The organism is Streptomyces sp. CA-146814 (assembly GCF_050942385.1).
GTDB lineage: Bacteria > Actinomycetota > Actinomycetes > Streptomycetales > Streptomycetaceae > Streptomyces.
Window position 1 is genome coordinate 7,494,019 of sequence record NZ_CP192068.1, and the last position, 18,356, is coordinate 7,512,374.

At 73.5% G+C, this 18,356-nt stretch carries 16 protein-coding genes and 2 pseudogenes; 9 read left to right on the forward strand and 9 right to left on the reverse strand.

From position 1 onward, the window contains the following. Window positions 1-20 precede the first annotated feature (20 nt). The 4 genes and pseudogenes from ACQP09_RS33195 to ACQP09_RS33210 form a co-directional block, all read left to right on the forward strand. On the forward strand, window positions 21-290 hold the full coding sequence (locus ACQP09_RS33195) for a hypothetical protein (protein WP_433406364.1): 270 nt from the start codon (window positions 21-23) through the stop codon (window positions 288-290). A gap of 57 nt (window positions 291-347) precedes the next feature. Then, the gene (gene mptB / locus ACQP09_RS33200) at window positions 348-1,826 is read left to right on the forward strand and encodes a polyprenol phosphomannose-dependent alpha 1,6 mannosyltransferase MptB (RefSeq protein ID WP_433406365.1); all 1,479 of its coding nucleotides are present in this window, start codon (window positions 348-350) and stop codon (window positions 1,824-1,826) included. Window positions 1,827-2,135: 309 nt separating this feature from the next. Then, a pseudogene (locus tag ACQP09_RS33205) lies at window positions 2,136-2,747 on the forward strand (ATP-binding cassette domain-containing protein); the annotation flags it as partial. 123 nt (window positions 2,748-2,870) lie between these two features. Then, window positions 2,871-3,612, forward strand: a pseudogene (locus ACQP09_RS33210) (ATP-binding cassette domain-containing protein); the annotation flags it as partial. Between the two features lie 219 nt (window positions 3,613-3,831). On the opposite strand, the gene ACQP09_RS33215 reads toward ACQP09_RS33210, so the two are convergent. The 5 genes from ACQP09_RS33215 to ACQP09_RS33235 all read right to left on the reverse strand — a co-directional run bounded on the left by ACQP09_RS33215 (window position 3,832) and on the right by ACQP09_RS33235 (window position 7,853). Beyond that, on the reverse strand, window positions 3,832-4,056 hold the full coding sequence (locus tag ACQP09_RS33215) for a hypothetical protein (protein WP_018512798.1): 225 nt from the start codon (window positions 4,054-4,056) through the stop codon (window positions 3,832-3,834). Between the two features lie 90 nt (window positions 4,057-4,146). After that, a complete protein-coding gene (locus ACQP09_RS33220) occupies window positions 4,147-4,779 on the reverse strand; it encodes a hypothetical protein (protein WP_433406366.1) in 633 nt (210 codons plus the stop codon). Between the two features lie 6 nt (window positions 4,780-4,785). Next, the gene (locus tag ACQP09_RS33225; RefSeq protein ID WP_433406367.1) at window positions 4,786-5,406 is read right to left on the reverse strand and encodes an L-threonylcarbamoyladenylate synthase; all 621 of its coding nucleotides are present in this window, start codon (window positions 5,404-5,406) and stop codon (window positions 4,786-4,788) included. Window positions 5,407-5,502: 96 nt separating this feature from the next. Beyond that, window positions 5,503-6,519: a hemolysin family protein gene (locus ACQP09_RS33230; protein WP_432149615.1), complete on the reverse strand. Its 1,017-nt coding sequence runs from the start codon at window positions 6,517-6,519 to the stop codon at window positions 5,503-5,505. Beyond that, window positions 6,516-7,853, reverse strand: a complete 1,338-nt coding sequence (locus ACQP09_RS33235; RefSeq protein ID WP_432149616.1) for a hemolysin family protein — start codon at window positions 7,851-7,853, stop codon at window positions 6,516-6,518. The genes ACQP09_RS33230 and ACQP09_RS33235 overlap by 4 nt, the downstream gene beginning before the upstream one ends. Window positions 7,854-8,122: 269 nt before the next feature. On the opposite strand from ACQP09_RS33235, the gene ACQP09_RS33240 reads away from it, so the two are divergent. The 5 genes from ACQP09_RS33240 to ACQP09_RS33260 all read left to right on the forward strand — a co-directional run bounded on the left by ACQP09_RS33240 (window position 8,123) and on the right by ACQP09_RS33260 (window position 13,345). Beyond that, on the forward strand, window positions 8,123-9,106 hold the full coding sequence (locus ACQP09_RS33240) for a sporulation protein (protein ID WP_433406368.1): 984 nt from the start codon (window positions 8,123-8,125) through the stop codon (window positions 9,104-9,106). 189 nt (window positions 9,107-9,295) lie between these two features. Continuing rightward, window positions 9,296-9,730 (forward strand): hypothetical protein, encoded by a 435-nt coding sequence (locus ACQP09_RS33245; protein WP_433406369.1) that lies wholly within the window; start codon window positions 9,296-9,298, stop codon window positions 9,728-9,730. Between the two features lie 134 nt (window positions 9,731-9,864). Continuing rightward, window positions 9,865-11,073: a lycopene cyclase family protein gene (locus ACQP09_RS33250; protein WP_433406371.1), complete on the forward strand. Its 1,209-nt coding sequence runs from the start codon at window positions 9,865-9,867 to the stop codon at window positions 11,071-11,073. Next, a complete protein-coding gene (locus ACQP09_RS33255; protein ID WP_433406372.1) occupies window positions 11,070-11,786 on the forward strand; it encodes a class I SAM-dependent methyltransferase in 717 nt (238 codons plus the stop codon). The genes ACQP09_RS33250 and ACQP09_RS33255 overlap by 4 nt, the downstream gene beginning before the upstream one ends. Beyond that, window positions 11,786-13,345, forward strand: a complete 1,560-nt coding sequence (locus ACQP09_RS33260) for an FAD-dependent oxidoreductase (protein ID WP_433406374.1) — start codon at window positions 11,786-11,788, stop codon at window positions 13,343-13,345. Before ACQP09_RS33255 ends, ACQP09_RS33260 begins: the two co-directional genes overlap by 1 nt. Before the next feature lie 11 nt (window positions 13,346-13,356). Here ACQP09_RS33260 and ACQP09_RS33265 read toward each other — a convergent pair whose 3' ends face one another. Genes ACQP09_RS33265 through ACQP09_RS33280 form a run of 4 tightly spaced genes read right to left on the reverse strand, consistent with a single transcriptional unit; the run spans window position 13,357 to window position 18,117 of the window. Next, a complete protein-coding gene (locus ACQP09_RS33265) occupies window positions 13,357-14,367 on the reverse strand; it encodes a DUF5914 domain-containing protein (protein WP_433406375.1) in 1,011 nt (336 codons plus the stop codon). Further along, complete coding sequence (locus ACQP09_RS33270) at window positions 14,364-15,374, reverse strand: phytoene/squalene synthase family protein (RefSeq protein ID WP_433406376.1); 1,011 nt, start codon at window positions 15,372-15,374, stop codon at window positions 14,364-14,366. The genes ACQP09_RS33265 and ACQP09_RS33270 overlap by 4 nt, the downstream gene beginning before the upstream one ends. After that, the gene (locus ACQP09_RS33275) at window positions 15,371-16,876 is read right to left on the reverse strand and encodes a phytoene desaturase (protein WP_433406378.1); all 1,506 of its coding nucleotides are present in this window, start codon (window positions 16,874-16,876) and stop codon (window positions 15,371-15,373) included. The genes ACQP09_RS33270 and ACQP09_RS33275 overlap by 4 nt, the downstream gene beginning before the upstream one ends. Continuing rightward, a complete protein-coding gene (locus tag ACQP09_RS33280; RefSeq protein WP_433406379.1) occupies window positions 16,873-18,117 on the reverse strand; it encodes a polyprenyl synthetase family protein in 1,245 nt (414 codons plus the stop codon). Before ACQP09_RS33280 ends, ACQP09_RS33275 begins: the two co-directional genes overlap by 4 nt. Window positions 18,118-18,356: the final 239 nt, after the last annotated feature.

Consider the following 18,356-nt stretch of genomic DNA (forward strand, 5'->3'; position numbering starts at 1 on the left):
GCCGGTGGGATGCTGCCTGCATGGACGAGCTGATGAGGCAGCGACGGGTGTACGGCACCGACCACGACGATCCGCACCCCGGCCCGAGGCCGGGCCACGACTACCGGGAGCTGGTCGGCGGCCCGCTCGACGGGCTGCTCCTGGACGTCACCGGCTGGAGCGAGAGCGCCCTCCGCGAGGGCGTCGGGCTGGTCACCGAGATAGGTGCCTACGGACCGGGCGGCCGCGCGGAGTACGCGCCCCGTTCACCCGACGGCCACCACTGGGACTGGCGGGGCGACGTGCGTTAGGAACAGCGGCGGACCGGGGGAGAGGGAGCTGCTCACCGTCCGATAGGTTCTGCGGTCATGTGGGCTTTGAGTGCTGTCGGATACCGTCGGCTGGGTGCGGCCGCCGCCCTGGCGACCGCCGTGGGCGGCTGGATCTCCGGAAAGCTGCCGGCCCACGACCCCTGGGGTCTCTGGGTCGGCCACGGCTCCGCCGTGACCACGGCCGCGGCTGTCCTCGCCTACGCCGGACTCACCGTGCTCGTCGTCGCCTGGTGGCAGTACGGCAGAACCGCCTCCTCCGTCCGCGAGACGCTCACCACCCTCGCCTGGTGGACGGCCCCGTTCCTGCTCACGCCACCGCTCTACAGCGCCGATGTCTACAGCTACATCGCCCAGGGCGCCATGGTCGTCGAGGGTCTCGACGTCTACACCGTCGGCCCCTCCAGCCTGGATCCCGCCGGAATCGGCGGCGACGCGGCGGCGAGCGTCGGCAACCACTGGCGCGACACCCCGGCCCCCTACGGCCCGCTCTTCCTCCTGCTCTCCGCCGCCGTGGCGAAGACGACCGGCGGCACGATCGTCCCCGCCGTCCTGGCGCTGCGGCTCATCGCGCTCGCCTCCCTCGTCCTCATCGTCTGGGCGCTGCGGCGACTGGCCCGGGAGCACGGCACCAGCGAGAGCCGCGCCCTGTGGCTGGGTGCGCTCAATCCGCTGCTGCTGATGCACGTCGTCGCGGGCATGCACAACGACGGCCTGATGATCGGCCTCATGCTGGCCGGCCTCGCGCTCGCGCTGCGCGGCCGCTGGGTGGCCGGCAGCGCGCTGGTCGGGCTTGCGATGATGGTCAAGTCCCCGGCCGCCGTGTCGCTGCTGTTCATCGGCGTGATGGTGCACGCGTCCGCGACCGGGCCGCAGATCCGGCGGTGGGCCAAGGGGCTCCTCGCGCCCGGCCTCGTCGCCTGTGCCGTCGCCGGATCGGCGACGGTCCTCAGCGGCACCGGCTTCGGCTGGCTCAGGACCCAGGGCGTCGCGGGCAACATCCACACGGCGCTCTCCGTCGTCAGCGACCTCGGCCTCGGTCTGGGCGAGCTGGGCCGCCTGGTCCTGGGCACCGATCCGGAACCGGTGAAGTCCTTCGTGCAGAACCTCGGCCTGGCGGCGGCGGTCGTCCTGATCTTCGTCCTGGCACGGAGGTCGATGAAGGGCCACCTGCCACCGGTCCACGCCCTGGGCCTGGGGCTGCTGGTCCTGGTCGCGCTCTCGCCGATGGTGCAGCCCTGGTACCTGCTGTGGGGACTGGTGGTCGTGGCCGCCACCCAGCAGTACGGTCGGGTCCCCACGGTCCTGATCGTGCTCTCGGCGGCGCTCGTCTACGAGACCCACCCCACGGGCGCCACTCCGCCCTTCGGATTCGCCCTCGCCGCGCTCGCCGCCCTCCTCGCCACCGTCGCCGTACGCCGGTCCCCGTTCCTCCCGGGGACCGCACCCGTGCCCGCACCCCGCAGCGGTCCGCTGGAGCCCCCGCTCACCGCCGAGGCCCCGCAGGGCACCGCGTAGATAATCCCTCGACGCCCCACGCGGGCCTCCGGTACGCTCGTCACGTCCTGTTGTCGCCGATAGAGGTGGACGTTGCGCATCTGAGGTCCGCGATCATCACGCGGTACGGCCTGGCCCGTACACCGGTCACGACGCTGTCGGCATGTCTGCCGCCCGTGACCTCCGCGTGGATGCGACCTCGGTGCCGAGCCGTCCCCCACCTGCGCAGGACAGTTCTCCCACCACTCTCCGGTCCCTGAGCCGGGTCGCCGCGTGCTGTTCGCCTACGAAGCTCCCCGACCCTCATGCTTCCGACTGCGAGAACACACCATGAGCCATCCCACCGCGCCCAGCGCCTCCGTGGCCCTCTCCGACGTCACCTTCCGGTGGCCCGACGGCACCGGCCCCTTCGACGGCCTCTCCCTCACCGTCCCGCGCGGCCGGACCGGCCTCGTCGGCACCAACGGCACCGGCAAATCGACCCTGCTGCGCCTGCTCGCCGGACACCTGCGCCCCACGGAGGGATCCGTCACCGTGGGCGGAAACCTCGCCCACCTGCCGCAGGACATCACCCTCGACACCGGCCTGCGCGTCGACGCGGCCCTCGGCATCGCCGAGCGGCGGGCCGCCCTGCGCGCCATCGAATCCGGAGACGTACGGGAGGAGCACTTCGAGACGGTCGGCGACGACTGGGACGTGGAGGAACGCGCCCTGGCCACGCTCGGCTCCCTCGGACTCGGCGCCGTCGAACTCGACCGCACCGTCGGGCAGCTCTCCGGCGGCGAGACCGTCCTGCTGCGGCTGGCCGCGCTCCTCCTGGAGCGCCCCGACGTCCTGCTCCTCGACGAGCCGACCAACAACCTGGACCTGTTCGCCCGCCGCAGACTCTACGACGCCGTCGACTCCTGGCGCACCGGCATCCTGATCGTCGTCAGCCACGACCGGGAGCTGCTGGAGCGCGTCGACCGCATCGCCGAGCTGCGGTCGGGCTCCGTGAGCTGGTACGGAGGCGGCTGGTCCGCCTACCAGGAAGCTCTGGCCACCCAGCAGGAGGCGGCGGGCCGGATGCTCCGCTCCGCCGAGGCCGACGTACGGCGCCAGCAGCGCGAGCTGGAGGAGACCCGGACCAAGGTGGCCCGCCGACGCCGCCACGACAAGAAGCTCGACGGTCAGCGGAAGGCGCCGCGCATCGTCGCGGGAGAGCGCAAGCGCTCGGCCCAGGAGTCCGGCGACCGGCTGCGCGGGCTGCACGAGGACCGGCTCGACGAGGCCCGCGAGCGCCGGGAGGAGGCCGCCGAAGCCGTCCGCCGGGACGCCGAGATCAAGGTGAGCCTGCCGCACACCGCCGTACCGGCCGGCCGCACCGTCCTGACCGTACGGAATCTGACCCTGCCCTACGGACGGCTGCGCGAGGCCGGCCTCCAGGTGAAGGGCCCCGAACGCATCGCTCTGGTCGGCCGCAACGGGGCGGGCAAGACGACCCTGCTGCGCACCATCACCGGGGAACTCGCACCGAGCGAGGGCGAGGCCACCGCCTCCGTGCCGCTGAAGTTCCTCCCGCAGCGGCTGGACGTCCTCGACGACGCGCTGAGCGTGGCCGACAACGTCGCCCGTACGGCTCCGGGCACGACCGACAACCAGATCCGCTCCCAGCTCGCCCGGTTCCTCTTCAAGGGAACCCGAGCCGAACAGCCGGCCGGCACCCTCTCGGGCGGCGAACGCTTCCGGGCCGCGCTCGCGGCGACGATGCTCGCCGCTCCCGCACCGCAGCTGCTCCTGCTGGACGAGCCGACGAACAACCTGGACGTGGCCAGCGTGCGGCAGCTCACCAGCGCTCTGGAGGCCTACGAAGGCGCGCTCGTCATCGCCTGCCACGACCTGGCGTTCCTGGAATCCGTGGGCATCACCCGTTGGATCCTGCTGGACGACGAGCTGCGGGAGACCGATGCCGAGGAGGTCCGTGAACTCTTCGGCGCCACGGAGTCCACTGCGGCGGGCACGTCATGAGGCGGGCGGGAGCCCTCGCTCAGGCCGCTTCGTAGCGGTGGGCCCGCCCGCCCCGCCACTCCACCCAGACCGGGTTGTCGAGGATCCGGTCCGCTTCTTCGAGGCCGGCCTCGCTCAGGAACACGATCACATCGTGGTCGCTGTGGGCCAGCCCGAGTATCTCGTCCCGGCCTTCGTAGTGCACGGTCACCCGGCGGCCGCCCGAAGGGGTCGGCCGGTGGATGACGATCGGGGGATTAGCCATGGGTCCACCCTGCGACGCGCTCCGCACCCGCGCATCCCCGAGCGGTCCGCTCCGCCGGGGACCGGGCCTTCACCGGCGCCGTGAAGGCCCTCACCGCCCGGCGGCACCGATTTCCACCGTTGTGGTGACGCGCACCAGCGACGGGGTGCGCGGCGCGGAGCCGAATCCGAAGGCGACGGGCGGCGCGAGCGGCGCGAGCGGCCCCAGGTCCGCCCCGTCCAGCACGGCCTCGGCGGCCAGGACCGGCCGCAGGTCCCGCGCCCCGTACCACTCCCGCCGTCCCGGACCCGCCCGGCCCAGGGTGCGGACGCCGGGCATCAGCAGCCGGGCCGGCACGTCGCACAGCGCGGCCCAGAGCGGGCTGCGGACGAGCGCGGCCGGCACGGCGGACAGCAGCCGGCCGAGGGCGGTCCGGCGTCCCGCCCGCAGCCGCAGGCGCAGCGGCCCCGCCGCCACGATCCAGACGTGCCCGCTACGGGAGACGGAACCGGTGACGGACACCGGGACCACCTCGACCCGGTCGAAGCGGTAGGTGGCGGCCACGAAGTCCGCGACCTGCCGGGACGGCGCCAGCAGCACCCGCTCGCCGTCGGGATGCTCGACCATCACGTCGCTGAACGGCCCGAACGGCGAACGCGGCCAGTGGCCGACCACCAGCCGGGTCCCCGAAACCGTACCCACACCCGCGATCCAGCCGTCGAACCGCAGCCGCTCGCCCGCCACCGTCGCCTACTCGAAGCGCGAGACGTCGCCGGCGCCCCGGCGGACGATCTCCGGCTCGTCACCGGAGAAGTCGATCACCGTGGTCGGCTCGGTGCCGCAGTCGCCCGAGTCGATGACGGCGTCCACCTCATGGTCGAGCCGCTCCTTGATCTCCCAGCCCTGCGTCAGCGGCTCCTTTTCGTCCGGCAGCAGGAGCGTGCTGGAGAGCAGCGGCTCGCCCAGCTCGGCCACCAGCGCCTGGGTCACCACATGGTCGGGGATGCGGACGCCGACCGTCTTCTTCTTCGGGTGCAGCAGCTGGCGCGGCACCTCCTTCGTCGCCGGGAGGATGAAGGTGTAGCTGCCGGGCGTGGCCGCCTTGACCGCGCGGAACACGTCGTTGTCGACCCGGACGAACTGCGCGAGCTGCGCGAAGTCGTGGCACACCAGGGTGAAGTGGTGGCGGTCGTCGAGGTTGCGGATGGACCTGATCCGGGCGATGCCGTCGCGGTTGCCCAGCTGACAGCCCAGCGCGTAACAGGAGTCGGTCGGATACGCGACGAGCGCACCGGAGCGGATGCTGTCGACCACCGTGCTGATGGTGCGCGGCTGGGGATTCTCGGGGTGCACGTCGAAGTACTTGGCCATCCGCCGAGCTTACGTGTTCACCGGGCGGCCCGTCCGGACAGCGAAGGAGGCGGTCCGCCGCAGCGGACCGCCTCCCGTGCTCATACTTCCGTACGGTCAGACCGTGGCCGGACCGACCAGCTCCTCCAGGACGTCCTCCATCGTCACGAAGCCGATGACCGTGCCCTTGCCACCGGCGACGGCGGCGAGATGCGTACCGGCGGCACGCATCGCCGTCAGGGTGTCGTCGAGCGGGGTGTCGATCTCGACCCGGATGACCGGGTGGATCGCGCTCGTGGGCAGCGGCTTGGTGCGCTCCGCGACCCCGAGGGCGTCCTTGATGTGCAGATAGCCCAGCACCCCGTCGTCCGGCCCGGTCACCGGCAGCCGGGAGAAGCCCGAGGCGACCGCGGCCCGCTCCAGCTGCTGCGGGGTGATGCCGAGGTCGACGGTGACGGTCCGGTTCAGCGGGACCATCACCTCGCCGACCGGTCGGGTGCCCAGCTCCAGGGCGTCCCGCAGCCGCTCCCCGTCGGCCGGCGCGAGGAGACCGGCGTCGCTGGAGTCCTTCACCAGCCGGACCAGCTCGTCGTCGGTGAAGACCGAGGCGACCTCGTCCTTGGGCTCCACCTTCAGCAGCCGCAGCAGCATGTTGGCGAACGCGTTGATACCGAAGATGACCGGGCGCAGCGCCCGGGTCAGCGCCACCAGGGACGGGCCGAGCGCCAAGGCCGTGGCGACGGGCGCGGCGAGCGCGATGTTCTTCGGGATCATCTCGCCGATGAGCATGTGGAGGTAGGTCGCCAGGGTCAGCGCGATGACGAAGGCGATCGGGTGGACCAGCGCGTCCGGCACGCCGATCGCGTCGAACGGCGGCTCCAGCAGATGCGCGATCGCCGGTTCGGCGACGGCGCCCAGCACCAGCGAGGAGATCGTGATGCCGAGCTGGGCCGTGGCCATGGCGGCCGACAGGTGCTCGATGCCCCACAGAGTGCTCTTGGCCCGCCGGCTGCCGCTCCGGGCCTGCGGCTCGATCTGGCTGCGGCGCACGGAGATCAGTGCGAACTCCGCGCCGACGAAGAACGCGTTCGTGAGGAGCGTGAACGCGCCGATGAGAAGCTGAACGGTGGTCATCGGACGTCCTCCTCCACGAGGGTCAGGGCCGGGAGCGGCGCGGTGATCCGCACCCGGTCGGCGCGGTGGTGCTCGATGTCGAGCACGTCGAACTGCCAGCCGTCGACCTCCACCCGGTCCGTGCGGACGGGGATGCGGGCCAGCTGGTTGGCGAGGAGACCGGCGAGCGTCTCGTACGGGCCTTCCGGCGCGGCGAAGCCGATCCGGTCGAGCTGGTCCAGCCGGATGCTGCCCTCGGCCTCCCAGACCTGGCGGCCGTCGCCGAGCGGCTCGGCCGGTGCCAGGTCGGGGCGCTCGTGCGGGTCGTGCTCGTCGCGGACCTCACCGACGACCTCCTCCACGATGTCCTCCACCGTGGCGACGCCCGCGGTACCGCCGTACTCGTCGATGACGACCGCCATCGTCCGGTGCCGCCGCAGCTGCGCCAGCAGCCGGTCCACCGGCAGGGAGTCCGGTACGAGAAGGGGCTCGGTGGCCAGAGCGGTGACCGGGGTCCGGGTGCGCTCGGACTCGTCCAAGGCCAGTACGTCACGGATGTGGATCGTCCCGATGACGTGGTCCAGGCTGTCGCGGTAGACCGGGAAGCGGGACAGGCCGGTGGCGAGCGTGAGGTTGGCGGCGTCGGCCGCGGTGGCGTGGGCCTCCAGCGCCCGGACGTCCACGCGGGGCGTCATCACGTTCTCGGCGGACAGCTCCGCCAGGTGCAGGGTGCGGACGAACAGCTCCGCCGAGTCCTGCTCGATGGCGCCCTGGCGGGCCGAGTGCTGCGCGAGGGCGATGAGCTCCTGCGGGGTACGGGCCGAGGCCAGCTCCTCGGCCGGCTCCAGGCCGAACCGGCGCAGGGCACGGTTCGCGGTGTTGTTGAGGTGGCGGATCAGCGGGGCGAAACAGGCGGTGAACGCGCGCTGCGGGCCGGAGACCACCTTGGCGACGGCGAGCGGGCTGGAGATCGCCCAGTTCTTCGGGACGAGCTCACCGATGACCATCAGGACGACGGTGGAGAGCGCCACACCGAGCAGGGTGGCCACCGTGGAGACGGCACCGGCCGGGACACCCACGGACTCCAGCGGGGAGCGCAGGAGCCCGGCGAGGGCCGGCTCGGCCAGCATGCCGATGACCAGGGAGGTCACGGTGATGCCGAGCTGGGCGCCGGACAGCTGGAACGTGAGCCGCTTGGCGGCCTTGAGCGCGCTCTCGGCTCCGCGCTCACCGGCCTGCGCGGCCCGTTCGAGCTCGCCGCGCTCGATGGTGGTCAACGAGAACTCGGCCGCGACGAACACCGCGCACGCCAGAGTCAGACCAAGGGCGAGAAGGAGCAGGAGTACTTCGCTCACCGTGTCACCTCCGTCCCCTGGTGAGCAGGGGTGGGGATGACACGGTTCGTACTGGGAGGCTCACCCATTGCGGTACCGCAGCTCCTTCTCTGTTCGGGTCGTCGGGTTCGACGTTGGCGGCGGGTGGAAACCCGCCCTGTAGATAGTAAAGGGACCGCAAAGCAATCGGGAGTGGTGCGCATCACAAGCGGGTCGGACTGGGTAGAGAGTGTTCTCAGCACACGACCTACCCCACGAAGTGCCCCACGAAAAAGGAGTGGACGCCGGACATGGTGTTCAAGAAGTTGCTCGGAGCTCTCGGCGTCGGCGGCCCGTCGGTCGACACCGTTCTGCAGCCCGCCCCCGCCCTCCCGGGCGGCCCGCTCTCCGGCGAGGTCCGCCTGCGCGGCGGCGGCAGCGAGGTGACGGTCGAACAGATCACCCTCCTCCTGGTCGCCCGGGCCGAGGCGGAGGGCCAGGACGAGGAGCACGAGTCCACGGTCGTCCTCGAACGGTTCACCGTCGGCGGCGGGTTCCGGCTCGCCGAGGAGGCCGAGCACACGGTGCCGTTCACCGTCACCCTGCCCTGGGAGACCCCGGTCACGGAGCTCCACGGCCAGCCGCTCGGCCCCGTCCTCGGGATCCGTACGGAGCTTGAGGTCGCCGGAGCACGGGACAAGGGCGACCTCGACGCGCTCGCGGTGGCACCGCTGCCTGCCCAGGAGGCGATCCTGGAGGCGTTCGGGCAGCTCGGATACGGCTTCAAGTCGGCCGATCTGGAGCTCGGCCGCATCCGGGGGACCGGGCAGCAGCTGCCGTGCTACCAGGAGATCGAGATCGTGCCGCCCGCCGAGCACGCGCACGCGGTCAACGAGATCGAAGTCACGTTCCTCGCCTCGCCCGGCGGCCTGGAGGTGGTGATCGAGGCGGACAAGCGGGCCGGGCTCTTCTCGGAGAGCCACGACACCGTGCACCGCTTCACCACCTCGCACCAGGCTCTGCCGCAGGCCGACCGCAACGCCGAGGTCGACGCCTGGCTGCACCAGGTGATCGGCGCCCACGCGGCCCACGCCGCGCCGTACGCGTACGCGCAGGGCGGTCATCACCACGACGACCACCACCGCTCCGGCCCCGGGACCGGCGCGGTGGTGGCGGGAGTCGCGGCAGGGGTCGCCGTCGGCGTGGTCGGCGGAATGGTCGCCGCCGAGGTGGTCGACGAGATCGGCGACGCCTTCGAGGGCGACGACGGCGGGGAGGGCGACGAGGAGGGGTGACCCGGCGTGCGGCCCCGCGCGGCCGAACCGGCCGGGCGCGGGGCCGCAGGCAGCCGTCGACCGGGCGCAGCGGCTCCGCCGACCGAGGGCCGCTTGGTCCGGGTGGAGGCCACGGCAGGTGTGATGAGCCCCAGGCGAGGAAGGTGGGGAGGGAACGCCGCTCGGACGTCGATGCCGACGAGGAGATCCATGAACGCCGCGCCCCGGCCTCCCGACCCGCCCCACCAGCGCCCCGACGGGGTCACCGACACGACCGTCGCGGCGCTCGGCGCCCTCTCGAAGGCGCTGGAGACCACCGAACGGGCCCGCGGCGCCCTCTACACGTTCCACCAGCTCACCGGCAGCGCCGACCTCAGCCTCGACGACGCGGTACGGCTGCTCCGCGAGGCGGGGCACGGCGCGCAGGCCGACCGGGTCGAGCGGGAGGTCCTCGGCCGCAACGTCATCCCCGGCCGCTGGACCTTCCAGATCGTCGAGGAGTACAACGCCACCTACTACGACGTGTTCCGCGCGATCGAGCAGGAGATCCGGGGCGAACTCGCCGAGGGCCGCGACCACCTGTACGAGGCCGAGATGAAGGAAGCCCGGCGCACCCGGGGCCACCCGGACCACACCGCGAACTGATCCTGTTTCCGGCGGCACACGGGCGCGTCGCACGCATCCGTCCGGCCCTTCGGTGCGGAAGGATTCCTCGGTGCGGAAGTTCCGTGCCTGTCCGGCCGGAAGGATTCCGCACCCGTCCAACCGAGAGGGAAGCCGTGCCAGACCCCGACGTCGTCATCGTGGGCGCCGGAGCGGCCGGGCTGAGCCTGGCGTACCACCTGTGCGCGCCGGGCGGCGCCGTACCGCTGTCGGTCGTCCTCGTCGACGCCCCGCCGGGACCGTTGCGGCCGATGCCGCGCACCTGGTGCTACTGGGAACCGCCGGGCGGCGCCTACGACGCGGCGCTCGCCGCCTCCTGGCCGCGGCTGCGGGTGCGGGCGGCCGACGGGACGCCCACGGTGACCGACCCGTCGCCCTACCGCTACAAGATGCTGCGCTCGGACGCCTTCGAGGCCCTGGCCGGCCGGCGGCTCTCCGGCGCTCCGGCCTTCCGCCGGACCGAGGCGACGGTGACCGCCGTACGCGACACACCGGGCGGCGGAGCCGAAGTCCTCGGCCCGCACGGACAGGTCATCGTCCGCGGCCGCCAGGTCTTCGACTCGCGCCCGCCACGCCGTCTCCCACCCGCCCGCACCACGCTCCTCCAGCACTTCACGGGCTGGTTCGTCCGCACCGAGCGCCCCGCGTTCGACCCGACGACCGCGGACCTGATGGACTTCCGCACACCGCAACCCACGCGCGGACTCTCCTTCGGCTACGTCCTGCCGCTCGACCGGCAGACCGCCCTGGTCGAGTACACCGAGTTCTCACCCGCCCCGCTCGCCACCGAGGAGTACCGGCGCGCCCTGGACCACTACACCCGAGAGGTCCTGAAACTCGGCGAGTTCCGGGTGACGGCACAGGAACGCGGCGTCATCCCCATGACCGACGGTCACTTCCCGCGGAGCGCCGGGCGCTCGGTGTACCGCATCGGCACCGCAGGCGGCGCGACCCGGCCCTCCACCGGATACACCTTCGCGGCCGTGCAGCGGCAGAGCCGGGCCGTCGCCGACCAACTCCGGGCGGGACGTGAGCTGCGGATGCCGGCACCGTACGGGGCATGGCCCCGCGCGATGGACGCCGTCATGCTGCGGGCCCTGGACAGCGGCCGGGTGGACGGCGCCGACTTCTTCACCCGCCTCTTCCGCGGAGTCCCGGCCGCCCGGCTGCTCCGCTTCCTGGACGGCAGCTCACACCTCCACGAGGACCTGCTGATCGGCCTGCGCACACCGGTCGTCCCGATGCTGCGGACCGTCGCCGAACTCCCCTTCCGCACCCGACGCGAACCGCCCCCACCGACCACCCACGAGAAGAGCACCCCATGACCCTGTTGCGCGACGACGCACTGTCCGCGGCCTTCGACCACGGCTCCGCCGCCTACGACCGCCTCGTCGCGGCCAGCCCCGGCTACCACGCCCATCTGCGCCGCTCCGCCCGCCGGTTGAGGCTGCCGGACGGCGGACGCGGGCTGCGCGTGCTCGACCTGGGATGCGGTACGGGCGCCTCGACCGCCGCGCTCCTCGCCGCCGCCCCGCACGCCCGGATCACCGGCGTCGACGGCTCCGCCGGCATGCTGGACCGGGCGGCGGCGAAGAGCTGGCCGGCGGGCGTCGACTTCGTGCACGCGCCGGTCGAGGAGCTGGCGGACCGGTGGCAACCCGGCTCCTTCGACGCGGTGTTCGCCGGCTACCTCTTCCGCAACCTCACCGACCCCGACAAGACCCTCGACCTGGTACGCGGCCTGCTCGCCCCGGGCGGCCGCCTCGCCGTGCACGAGTACACGCTCGGCGGATCACCGCTCCACCGCGCCGTGTGGAACACCGTCTGCACCGCGATCATCCAGCCCGCCGGACGGCTCGCCGGAGACGCCGAGCTCTACCGCCATCTCCGGCGCTCCGTCGTCGAGTTCGACACGGCACCCGCCTTCGCGGCGCGGCTGCGCCGGGCCGGCTTCTCCGGCGTACGCGTCCTTCCGCTGCCCGGCTGGCAGACCGGGATCACGCACACCTTCGTCGGCCGCGCGGGGGAGGAGGCGTGATGTTCCTGCGCGACAGCGGTACGGGTCACCGGCGCGGCCGCGACCGCCGGGCAGCCGTCCTCCCGGCCCCGGACGGCCGCGCCCGCTTCACCGGACAGGAGGCTCCCGCCGTCGCGGTCGTCGGCGGCGGCATCGCCGGCCTCGCGGCGGCCACGCTGCTCGCGGAGCGCGGCGTACGCGTCACCCTCCACGAGCGCGAACCCGGCCTGGGCGGACGGTTGTCGGGCGGGCCCACCGAACTGGCCGACGGCACCACCGTCACCATGAGCCGCGGCTTCCACGCCTTCTTCCGGCAGTACTACAACCTGCGCGGCCTGCTCCGCCGGGTCGACCCGGGCCTCGACTCGCTGACCCGGCTGCCCGACTACCCGCTGCGCCACAGCTCCGGCCTCCACGACAGCTTCGCCCGCGTACCGCGTACGCCTCCGCTCAGCGCCCTCGGCTTCGTCGCCCTCAGCCCCACCTTCGGCGTACGCGACCTGGCCCGGATGAACCCGAGAGCCGCTCTGCCGCTGCTCGACGTCCGTGTGCCCGAGGTCTACGAGCGCCTCGACTCCCTCAGCGCCCACGACTTCCTCACCCGCATCCGCTTCCCCGAAGCCGCCCACCACCTGGCCTTCGAGGTGTTCTCCCGCAGCTTCTTCGCCGACCCGCGCGAACTGTCGGCGGCGGAGCTGGTGCTGATGTTCCACATCTACTTCCTCGGCTCCAGCGAGGGCCTCCTCTTCGACGTCCCCAGCGAACCGTTCCCCACCGCCCTCTGGGACCCGCTCCACCGCTATCTGACCGGCCACGGCGCCGACGTACGGACGCGGACACCGGTCCGGCAGGTGCGGCCGCTGCCCGACGGCGGACTGGACCTCACCACCGACGACGCCACCACGCGGTACGACGCCCTCGTCCTCGCCCTGGACAGCGGCGGCCTCCGGCGCGTCGTCGCCGACTCCCCGGAGCTGGGCGACGCCGACTGGCGGGCCAGGATCGACCGGCTGCGCACCGCCCCGCCGTTCCTGGTCTCCCGGCTCTGGCTCGACCGGCCGGTGGCGTACGACCGGCCGGGCTTCCTCGGCACCAGCGGCTACGGGCCGCTGGACAACGTGAGCGTCCTGGACCGCTGGGAGGGCGAGGCCGCCCGCTGGGCGCGCCGCACCAAGGGGTCGGTCGTCGAGCTGCACGCGTACGCCGTCGCACCGGACGCCGACCGGGGCGCCGTCCAGGCCGAGGCGGTGCGCCAACTCCACCGGATCTACCCCGAGACGGCCAGCGCCCGTATCGTCGACGAGCGGCACGAATGGCGCGCGGACTGCCCGATGTTCCCGGTCGGCGGCTACCGGGACCGGCCCGGCGTGCGCGGCCCCGACCCGGCCGTCATGGTGGCCGGCGACATGGTCCGTACCGACCTGCCGGTGGCGCTGATGGAACGCGCCGCCACCAGCGGATTCCTCGCCGCGAACGCCCTGTTGGAGCGCTGGGGCGTACGCGGGCAGACACTCTGGACCGTCCCGCGCACCGGCCGCTCGGCCGTGCTGCGCCGGCTGGCGGCGCTCGGGTCGGAGTGAGCGGCCGGGCGTCAGCCCGGGAACCGCCCGCTGTCGCGCAGCTCCCAGCGCCGCTCCGCGTACGCCAGGTCGTCCCGCCACAACCGGCCGGCCGAGGCGCGCATCAGTGGCCGCAGCAGCGGCGCTGCCGCCCGGGCCACCGCGAAGCCGCGCCGGCCCGACGCGGCGACCACCGCCTCCGTCACGGCGGTGCGGGGCTGCCCCCGCTCGTCCGGGGCCAGGGGAGTGGCATGGGTCTCCACCACGGACCCCGCGCCCTCGCCCTCGACGATGTGCATGACGACCGTACGGGGTTCGGGTGCCGTGAACCGGGCCCGGACCGGCACCACCAGCCGTCCGGCCACCTTGAACGACACGTCGACCAGGAACCCGTCGTCGTCCGCCTCGCCGTCGGCGGGCGTTCCGGTGACCGTCAGATCCACGAACGAGTACGGGTGGAACCACGCCCCGTGCCACGGGTCGAGCCGGTTGGCCACCACGTCCTCCGGCTCGCAGCGGCCGACGCCCGCGTAGACCGCCTCCACCGCGTCCCGGACCCTCGGCCGGGGAGGGACGTACGGCCGCTCCGAAGGCGTCTCACCGCCCACCCGGTCCAGCCGCACCCAGAGCAGCACCCCGTCGTCGAAGGCCGGGAAGGGCTCCCACCCGGCGAACGGCCCACCGTCCAGGGCCAGTCCGTGCCAGTGGCAGACCAGCGTGCCGCAGCGGACCGGGCTGTCGCGCAGCGGCGCCCCGAGGTGCGGGCACGCTCCCGGACCAGCGCGGAGCCTCCCCTCGGCGTCGCGCCACGCGACCACCTCGGTGGAGGTGACCGTGACGCCGAGCGTGCGGCCGGGAGGCAGGTCGCGCGAGGCGCCGATCACGTACCAGTTGCCGGACGGCCGGCTCTGCGCCCGTTTGAGGGCCTGTGCGATCAGCGCCGGTTTCGCCGCCCGCCACGTCGGTTCCTGCCGCTCCCACGGGACGGGTGCACGCCGCAGCCGCAGCGGGATGCGGCCACGGCGCCCGGCTGCGGGGCTCATACCGGCTCCTTCTGTACGGGGGCGGTCGCCCGGGTCCGGGAAGGACGGGTCTGCGCGACCGGGCCCGGAGCGCGCCGGTGCGTCCTGCGCGCGGCGACCGCCCGTACCAGCCCGTCCAGCGCCACCACCGCCCGTCGTCGGCGCGGGACGACCGCGCGGCGGTGCAGCACCGCGTAGCCGTCGGCCGCGATCGCGTCGAGGATGCCGCTGTACAGCACGAACGCCGTACGGATGCAAGGCCGCGACACCGGGTCGAGCATCGCGATCCCGGGCAGGGCGTCCCGGTAGACGGCCCGGTTGTGCGCGGCGGCGGCCCGCAGGACATCGGTGATCCGCGCGTCCCGCGCCCCCGTCCGCCGGCTCCACTCGAAGCGTTCCCGGTCCACCCCGTGCGCGGCCAGCAGCTCGGCCGGCAGATAGACCCGGCCCCGGTCCAGGTCCTCGCCCACGTCCCGCAGGAAGTTGGTCAGCTGGAAGGCGACCCCGAGCGCGGCCGCGTGCGGTGCGGCCTCCTCGCGCGGCACCACCGTCCCGAGCACCGGCAGCATCTGGAGGCCGATCACCGCCGCCGAACCGTGCATGTACCGGCCGAGCTCCTCGTACGAGGCGTAGCCGCCGACCGTCAGATCGCTGCGCATGGAGGCCAGGAAGTCGGTGAAGTGCCGATGCTCGATGCCGTACCGCCGTGCCGTGTCGGCGAGCGCGCGGATCACCGGCTCGGTGGCCCGGCCCTGCCGCAGACCCGTCTCCAGCTGGGCCTCCAGCGCCACCAGGGCCCGGGCCCGCTCGCCGGGCGTGGCCGGTGAGTCGAGGTCGTCCACGATGTCGTCGGCCCAGCGGGCGAAGCCGTACAGGGCGTGCACGGCCGGGCGGCGGTCGACGGGGAGCAGCCGGGTCGCGAGGAAGTACGTCTTGCCGTGACGGGCGTTGAGGTCCCGGCATCGGGCGTACGCGGCGCGGAGGGCGGGATCGTGGATGGCTGCGGCGTCGAGTTCACGGACGGTCATGCGGAGGTGCCTCTCCAGTCGGTACGGGGGCCGGTGATCCTCTGAGCGGCCAGCTTCCCGGAGATCAGGACGGTCGGCACGCCGACGCCGGGCGTGGTCCCGCATCCCGCCAGGACGGCGTTGGCCGTGCCACGGACCAGGTTGCGCGGGCGGAACGGGCCGGTCTGCGGGAAGGTGTGGGCCACGGCGAACGGAGTGCCCGCCGCATGGCCCTGAGCGGTCCAGTCGACCGGAGTGACCAGCCCCTCCTCCTCGATCGCCGTGCCGAGCCCGGGCATCTCACGCCGCTCCAGCTCGGTGAGCAACGCGTCCCGGTAGCGGGGCCCCAGCTCCTTCCACTCCCGTACGCCCGGTCCGACCTCGGTGTTCGGGCAGGGCGCCAGCACGTAGTGGAGGTGCTTGCCGGGCGGGGCGAGGGAGGGGTCGGTCGCGGTGGGCCGGGTGATGAGGAGTGAGGGGTCCGACATCAGGTCGCCGGTGCGGGTGAGTTCGTGGAACGTGCTCTTCCAGGCGGCGCCGAACGAGATGGTGTGGTGCGCGAGATCCGGCCAGGTCCGGTCGGTGCCCGCGTGCAGGATCACGGCGGACGGCGAGTGGCGCAGGCGCAGCGGCCGGCGGGGGGAGCGGCCGAGGAGCTTGTAGGCGATCGGGAGGTCGGGGGTGAGGACCACGGCGTCGCAGGGGATGCGCTCCTGGTCGGTGACGACGGCGGTGACCCGGTCGCCGGAACGCTCCAGCCGGGTCACGGCCCGCCCGTAGCGGAGGGCGGCGCCCGCCTCGGCGGCCGAGTCCGCCATCGCCCGCGGCAGCGCGTGCATGCCGCCCTTCGGGAAGTACACGCCGGCGATCGTGTCCATGTAGGCGATGACGGCGTACGCGGCGAGCGCGCGGGCCGGCGGGACGCCCGCGTACAGCGCCTGGAACGAGAAGACCCTGCGCAGCCGCTCGTCCGAGACGAAGCTCCCGATCCGGGTGTCGAGCCGGCCGAACCCGCCGAGGGCGGCGAGGCGGGCCAGGTCGGGGTGGGCGAGCTGGAGCGGCGAGTCGAAGTTGGCGTCGATGAACCGGCGCATCTGGACCTGGTAGAGCCGCTCCAGCCACCTCCGTAGCCGCCGGTAGCCGACCGCCTGCCGCGCCCCGGCGAACCGCTCGACCGCCTCCTCCATCGCGGCCCCGTCGGTGTGCACGTCGAGCTGCGACCCGTCGGCGAACCGGGCCCGGTAGGCGGGGTCCAGCCGGATCAGCTCCAGCCGGTCGGCCAGCCGGTCGCCGACCGCGGCGAAGGCCTCCTCCACCAGGTCCGGCATGGTCAGCACGGTCGGACCGGTGTCGATGCGGTAGCCGCCCGACTCCAGCAGCCCGGCCCGGCCGCCGGGCCCGGCATCCCGCTCGACCAGCGTGACCCGGCGGCCCGCGCCGAGCAGATGGAGCGTCGCGGCCAGCCCCGCCAGACCGGCACCGACCACCACCACATGGTCGGTGGGCCCCTTGACCGTGATCACCGGACATGTCCTCCTTCGGCCGTGGTCAGGACCCGGTCCGCCGCCGGGCTGTCGTGTCCGCGTAGTTCGTCGTGTCCGGAGCGGCCTCCGGAGACCGTGTGCAGCAGGCCGAGCAGCTGCCGGCCGCCGTGCGCGTCCAGGTCGACGCCCTCACCCAGACGGCGTACGGCATGGTCGCGAAGGCGCTCCGCCTTCCGCTCCACATGGGCGCGCGCTCCGGTCGCCTCGAACACCTCGCGCACGTCCGCGAGCTCGGCCTCGGTGACGTCGGCGTTGCCCACGGCACGGCCGAGGACGGCCAGCGCCCCCTGGTCGTCCTCGGCCTCGGCCCGCTCGCGGGCGACGGCGAGGAGGTAGGTCGGCTTGCCTTCGCGGATGTCGTCGCCGGACGGCTTCCCGGTCCGCGCCGGATCCCCGAAGACGCCGAGCAGGTCGTCCCGGAGCTGGAAGGCGATCCCCGCGCCACGGCCCGCCGAACGCAGCGCGGCCGTGGTGCGCTCATCGGCGTCGGCCAGTGCGGCCCCGATCGCCAGGGGTCGCTCGACGGAGTACAGCGCGCTCTTGAGACAGGCGGTCCGTATCGCCCGCGCCGCCGAGGAGCCTCCGGTCGCCTGGCCGTGCAGGTCCAGATACTGGCCCGCCACCATCTCGGTCCGCATGGAGCGCCAGATGGCCCGGACCCGCCGTCGTACGGGGGTGGGCAGCGGTGTCTCCGCGACGGTGTCGTCGGCCCAGACCAGCGCGAGGTCCCCGGCCAGCACGGCGGCGGAGGCGCCGAACGCGGAGCCCACCTCGGAGTCCGGGGCCAGTCCCGCCCGGTCGGCGAGGTCGATGTGCACGGCGGGTCTGCCCCGGCGCAGCCGCGAGCGGTCCATCACGTCGTCGTGGATCAGCGCACAGCTCTGGATGAGCTCCAGCGCGACCCCGAGCCGCAGCGCGGCCGCGGTGGTCCCGGCGTCCGCCGCGCCGCAGGCCCGCATCGCCCACCACAGGAGCCGCGGGCGCATCCGCTTGCCGCCGTCCAGGGTGAAGTCCGCGACCCGTCCGGCCAGGTCACCGCAGAACGAGGCGTCGGTCTCGGACGCCTCGGCGACCCGTTCCGCGAGGACCGCCCGCGCGGTACGCAGAACGGCGCCGACCACGTCCGCGTCGACGGCCCCGGCCTCCGTGGCCGCCGGCCCGGGGCCCGACGCGAGCGGGTGGGCGGCGAAGGAGTGTTCCACGGCCGGGATGCGGGCCATCTCACGTCCTTCCGGTCAGGCATGCGGCGAACCATTCGCCACTCCTTCCGCACACGTACCCCGTTCGGATGCGGTGAGGCAGGACTGATCGGGCGCGTGTGCCGCGCGAGGAAGGAGGCGGTGGTCAGAGACGATCACGACAGCGGCACGCTCCCGGCGGAGAAACACCCACAGAGGCGTGCCGGGAAGCGTCGGCCCGCCCGTTCGGCCTACGGGACGTGGCCCGGCGGCGTGGGCGC

Bases quoted from the DNA above. Each gene is read 5' to 3' on its own strand.
- ACQP09_RS33195 (WP_433406364.1), top strand. From the start codon at position 21: ATGGACGAGCTGATGAGGCAGCGACGGGTGTACGGCACCGACCACGAC.
- mptB (WP_433406365.1), top strand. From the start codon at position 348: ATGTGGGCTTTGAGTGCTGTCGGATACCGTCGGCTGGGTGCGGCCGCC.
- ACQP09_RS33215 (WP_018512798.1), bottom strand. From the start codon at position 4,056: ATGGCTAATCCCCCGATCGTCATCCACCGGCCGACCCCTTCGGGCGGC.
- ACQP09_RS33225 (WP_433406367.1), bottom strand. From the start codon at position 5,406: ATGGCCAAGTACTTCGACGTGCACCCCGAGAATCCCCAGCCGCGCACC.
- ACQP09_RS33230 (WP_432149615.1), bottom strand. From the start codon at position 6,519: ATGACCACCGTTCAGCTTCTCATCGGCGCGTTCACGCTCCTCACGAAC.
- ACQP09_RS33240 (WP_433406368.1), top strand. From the start codon at position 8,123: ATGGTGTTCAAGAAGTTGCTCGGAGCTCTCGGCGTCGGCGGCCCGTCG.
- ACQP09_RS33245 (WP_433406369.1), top strand. From the start codon at position 9,296: ATGAACGCCGCGCCCCGGCCTCCCGACCCGCCCCACCAGCGCCCCGAC.
- ACQP09_RS33255 (WP_433406372.1), top strand. From the start codon at position 11,070: ATGACCCTGTTGCGCGACGACGCACTGTCCGCGGCCTTCGACCACGGC.
- ACQP09_RS33260 (WP_433406374.1), top strand. From the start codon at position 11,786: ATGTTCCTGCGCGACAGCGGTACGGGTCACCGGCGCGGCCGCGACCGC.
- ACQP09_RS33265 (WP_433406375.1), bottom strand. From the start codon at position 14,367: ATGAGCCCCGCAGCCGGGCGCCGTGGCCGCATCCCGCTGCGGCTGCGG.
- ACQP09_RS33270 (WP_433406376.1), bottom strand. From the start codon at position 15,374: ATGACCGTCCGTGAACTCGACGCCGCAGCCATCCACGATCCCGCCCTC.
- ACQP09_RS33280 (WP_433406379.1), bottom strand. From the start codon at position 18,117: ATGGCCCGCATCCCGGCCGTGGAACACTCCTTCGCCGCCCACCCGCTC.